General features: G+C 62.6%; 3 protein-coding genes and 1 pseudogene. 3 read left to right on the forward strand and 1 reads right to left on the reverse strand.

The features are described from left to right. Nucleotides 1-38: 38 nt before the first annotated feature. From CO666_RS35180 to CO666_RS33225, 3 genes and pseudogenes are all read left to right on the forward strand, one after another. A pseudogene (locus CO666_RS35180) lies at nt 39-196 on the forward strand (tRNA lysidine(34) synthetase TilS); the annotation flags it as partial. 273 nt (nt 197-469) lie between these two features. After that, entirely contained in the window at nt 470-808 is a 339-nt protein-coding gene (locus CO666_RS33220) for a hypothetical protein (RefSeq protein ID WP_097616179.1), read from the forward strand. A 135-nt stretch (nt 809-943) separates the two neighbouring features. After that, entirely contained in the window at nt 944-1,489 is a 546-nt protein-coding gene (locus tag CO666_RS33225; RefSeq protein WP_097616181.1) for a YidB family protein, read from the forward strand. 121 nt (nt 1,490-1,610) lie between these two features. On the opposite strand, the gene CO666_RS33230 is transcribed toward CO666_RS33225, so the two are convergent. Then, complete coding sequence (locus CO666_RS33230; protein WP_097616183.1) at nt 1,611-2,456, reverse strand: dienelactone hydrolase family protein; 846 nt, start codon at nt 2,454-2,456, stop codon at nt 1,611-1,613. Nucleotides 2,457-2,995: the final 539 nt, after the last annotated feature.

Here is a 2,995-nt window from a genome sequence, read left to right on the forward strand (position 1 = left end):
CCAGCTTCCCCAACAGTAAAGCATAGATTTGAGAGACAATTCCTGTGCTCGTCACAGGAATCCAGCCACCGCGCGTCGGCGCGGTGAATGACTCTCTGCGTCCGTAGAAGAGTCTCTCGCGCCCAAGGACTTGGGCGCACTGGATTCCTGTGACAGGCACAGGAATGAGGGCGGGGTGAGGTCCGGTTTCCCAAGGCGGCAAGGTCGCGGCGCCCGCCAACCTACCTCTTCCTGAGGCGTAGCCCGGAGGGCGAAGGCTCGAAGGACACGCCGCAACGCTGCTCCCTGCATCGATCCGACGCCGGTGCACCCGCCTCGTCCTTCGAGGCCCCTGCGGGGCACCTCAGCAAGGATGAGGCTCTCTTGGGCTCTTGCGGCTTTGCCCGGGGGAGCTTGCGACACGCAGCCAAGGAACAAAATCCGCATGGCGAGGTTGGGATTGCGATCAGCAAAACCATGGGAGGAACTCATGCGGAAATCTCTTCAGTTCATCTTGGTCGGCCTGGCGGCCATGACCGGCTTGACGGTCTCGCCGACGATCGCGGCGGCGCAGGATCTGGAATTTCGGATCGGCCCCGGCGGCGTCGGCGTTTACGATCGGGATCGCGACCGTGAGCGCTATGACGGATACCGCCGCGGGCCGCGCGGCTGCGATCCGGAAGATGCGCTCGACATCGCCCGCGGCGAAGGACTTCGCCGGGCCCAGATCGTCCGCATGTCGCCGCGCAGCATCGTCGTCCAGGGGATGACGCGCCGGGGACCGGAGCGGATGTTCTTTGCCAACCGGCGCGGCTGCCCGGAAATCTGACCGGCGGATCGGCGGCAGGGTGGAAGGCCGGGCCTTTCGGCGCCCGGCGCGGAACCTTTGGCCGCTCCGCACATTGCTGCCCATGCAGCGCTCTGCTTGCGCCTGCGGTTTTTAACGCCATGGGAGGATTTCATCATGATGAGCGGTCAATTGAAGGCGCTTCTCGCCGTTCTTGCCGTTGCCGGTTATCAGAACAGAGACAAGATCGGGGAACTCCTGCGCGGCATCCAGAACCCGCAGCAGGCCAACCCGCAGCAAGGGCCCGACGGTCAGCAGCCGGGCGGGCTTGGCGGCATTCTCGGCGGATTGGGCGGCTCCGGTGGTTTGGGAGGACTGCTCGGCGGGCTGACTTCGGGCAGCATCGTCAGCGGCGGTCTCGGCGATCTCCTCAAAACCTTTCAGCAGAACGGCCATGGCGACACGATCGACTCGTGGGTCAAGCCCGGGCAGAATGCCGAGATCAATGACGGCCAGCTGGCCGAAGCCCTCGGCCCCGATGTTTTGAACGAGATCGCCAGAAATACCGGCCTCTCGCGTGAGGAAATCCTCGGGCGGCTGAGCCGCGATCTTCCCAAGGCCGTCGACGATCTGACCCCGCAGGGGAAGGTGCCCACGGCGGAAGAGGCGTTTCTGTCTTCGGCGAGCCAGGCGACGACAGCCGGGCGGCCGAGCGGTATCTAATTTTGCGATAGGGCGCGCGAGCGGCGGGCATGGGTCCCAGGCTCAAGGCCGGAATGACGGAGGTTGGGGGCGTTGGTGCCGAACTCGGCCGGCCTCGATTTGCCCGCAGCTCAAGCGAACTTCAGTTCGAGAGGTATTTTCGCAGGAAGATGCGTACGCTGCGGATCGACTTTTCTGCGGCGTCCGGATTGTATTTTTCGATATGACCCAGCACCCTCCGTCCCATCTTGAATTCCGGGGCATCGAAATCGTGGTAAGTGCCCTTGTAGATATTGAGCTCGATCGGCGGGCCGTTGTCGCTGAGGCGGGCAAGCCTCTTCCGGCAAGGTTCAGCCGGGCTCCAATTGTCCCGATCGCCCGTCAAAATCAGGATCGGTACCGTCGCATCGCCCTCACTTGTCGCACAGACCGGATAGTAGGCAACCGCCGCCCTGAATTTGTGGTCCATCAGCTGTTCGTTGCCTTCGATTTTCGTTCCCGCGAGCGTCGCGGTGCCGCCGGCCGAAAAGCCCATCAGGGCGACGCGCCCGATATCGACAAAGCTTTGTTTCGATAAGAAATTCAAAGCGCCATAGGCGTCGAAGACGCGATCGGGAAGAGGGCTTTGACAGGTGTCCCGGATGTTACGGGTGGTGAAGCTGTCGACGACGAGGACAGCGTAACCCCATCGGACGAGCCGTTGCGGCCAAAGGTCTTTGACGCTCAAACGCATGCCTTCGCATCCATGCAGGAGAACGACGGCCGGGAAGGGGCCGTCCCCCTGCGGCCGGGACAGATATCCGAGCAACGGCGTGCCCGGCGGTTGAGAAAGAATTTCTCCCTGTTCTCTGGCCTTGCTGATTCGAAAGGCGCTGAGCTTGACCGGCGCGCTTTCGAAGTGAACGACCTCGTCGGCATCGGCCGGGTTTCCGGCGAGCGTGACGGCGAGAAACGCGGCAAGGCAAAGAAAAAGTCTCACGGTTTTCACGGAACGCCTCCACCGTTTGACCGAAGCTTGGGCATTGTACGCCTGAGCTGAAGGACTGGCAAAAGCGGGTGGCGTTCGGCTGCCCCTTGCTCCGTCATCCCAGGGCTTGACCCTGGGACCCATACCCGCTGCTGGTGGAAGCAAGGTGGATCCCAGGCTCAAGGCCTGGGATGACGGAGGGTGGGGTGTGCGTTTTGCCAAATCCCTCGTCGGCGCGGGGTAGAGAAATCTGACGCCCAACCAGGCGAGCAGGGTCGATTTTAAACTGGCGCGAGAACCGCAATCAGTTCTTGATCACCCCCTGACACATCCGTTATGACTACCGTAAATCCAAGCTGCGAAATTTGAATCCATAAGGATGGCGACCATGCCGGCGCCGTCCGGTCGATGCGCCATTCGTCCAGGTTTGTGAACCGGGCAGCGTCGTTGCGCGGCTACCGTGGATTTGCCACAGCGCTCACCCCTTGCTCCGTCCTCCTCGGGCTTGACCCGAGGATCCACCTTGGCCTCCACCAGCCGCGGCATGGATCCCAGGGTCA

Origin of the sequence: Rhizobium chutanense (genome assembly GCF_002531935.1) — a bacterium.
Lineage (GTDB): Bacteria > Pseudomonadota > Alphaproteobacteria > Rhizobiales > Rhizobiaceae > Rhizobium > Rhizobium chutanense.